We start from the raw sequence: 1581 nt of genomic DNA, 5'->3' as shown, positions 1-1581 counted from the left end.
CTGGAATCACCGTCCCTGTACTGATAATCGGCTGGGGATAATCTGGGCTGGGGGAGGGCTTGCCGCCGGTATAGGGTTCCCAAGGCTTTGCTGTTGCTCCTTCGTTTAGCATAACCTGCGGTTCCGTGATGTAATCCGAGGAATCCTGCTTACGGAACGATATTCCCAGGAATCCCTCCTGTGTCAATGTACAGGTATATCCCGCGCCGTCCGCAATACTGGTACTGCTATTGTTTAGTATCCCGTCAATGACTGTTTTTACGATCATTACTCCGCCAGGAACTGATAATGTATATGTGCCGATCGGAAGACTAAGCCAGACTGTCCGGTAATTATTGTCATTGGTCCTGGTCCCGTTAGCGTTTGTTAAAAAGCCCGGATATATATTGCTATCTTGTAACAGCTGCGCCCCGGTCGTACTCACCTGCTCACTCTCTCCGCTTATCCGCAGGTCAGGTATCGGCGCCTCCCACGCATCTCCCACGCTGACCCGCCCAGTACCGGATGCAGAGCCGATCAGGGCATTGGCATACTGTAAATCGCTCTCACGCTTGTTGTAGCCCACAAATGTCTCTTTTTGGCTCTCCACATAGTCCTTATTCTCTGCCAGGGCCTGTGCTGATGCATCCGCAGACTGTGCTGCTGCCGTGGCTGATCCAGCAGCCGCAGTCTTGCTGGCCTGGGCGTCATTGGCGTATCCCTGGGCAGTGGATACCTTACCCTCCATCTGCGCCACGAATTGCTCATACCAGGACGGGTCCGGCTCCGGTATACCCCCGCCTATCTCCAGGCCGTCATGGATGGTGTAAGTTGCCGGCAGGGTTTTCCAGACGGTCCGGTCTCCCACACTGTCCGTCCCGGTTGCATAGATCATCATCTGGATTGATCCGGGCTCCTGTGTTGCCTGTCCCGGTATCATCCAACACATCCTGACGTAATTGTCCGACCAGGATACATTACAGGGTACGCCGTCACTGCCGCCGTAGACTGTCTGGTAGTGGATGTACAGATTTTGCTTGGTCAGATCCATTGCATCATCATATCTGGGCAGCTGGAAGCCCACAAACTGGGCATTTTGCTCGCCCTTTACTGATACCTGGTCATTAAAGTCTGCAATACGCTTGTTGGTGACCGGGACATACTCCGGCTCCGCGTACATGGTGTAGGATGGATAGTTATTATCTTTGGTCCACGTCTCATCCCCGGCTGCATAAGCCTGTCTTGTAAGGATCTCGTCTACTGTTGCCATGCCTGTCCACTCCCCCTTTCCTGTTTGATCGTGATCAGATTAGTTGTGATCCGCTGCCCGTTCTCACGCTGGCCGACCACCCCTATTTTAAATTGATCACAGGGCGTTATCTCATCAGGTACAATGCAGACCCCATCCCTGATCAGTCTGCCAACCTCCGGGGATTGCAGATACGGGTAAAAAGCTGCCACCCGGACCGTGCCATCCCAATCGGGGCCGAACTCAAACGCTGTTTGCAGGTAACCGGATGTGCCTGCGATAATGTTGCTAAAATCACAGCCAGGAGCCCTCGTCAACTCCTGGCCGGATACTCTAAATCTTAGTGTCCTCAT

2 protein-coding genes are annotated in these 1581 nt (G+C 53.4%); both read right to left on the bottom strand.

Annotation, left to right across the window (positions count from 1 at the left end):
• The coding region (locus CLFS41_RS04955; RefSeq protein ID WP_347467646.1) for a hypothetical protein at window positions 1–1249 on the bottom strand (1249 nt) is incomplete at its 3' end.
• Window positions 1237–1581, bottom strand: a 345-nt coding sequence (locus tag CLFS41_RS04950; RefSeq protein ID WP_045091354.1) for a hypothetical protein, incomplete at its 5' end; no start/stop codon positions are given. The genes CLFS41_RS04955 and CLFS41_RS04950, both read right to left, overlap by 13 nt.

The organism is Clostridium sp. FS41 (genome assembly GCF_000954015.1).
Classification (GTDB): domain Bacteria; phylum Bacillota; class Clostridia; order Lachnospirales; family Lachnospiraceae; genus Enterocloster; species Enterocloster citroniae.
Note: the sequence above shows the minus strand (reverse complement) of the source record. Positions and strands in the feature narration are given on the sequence as shown.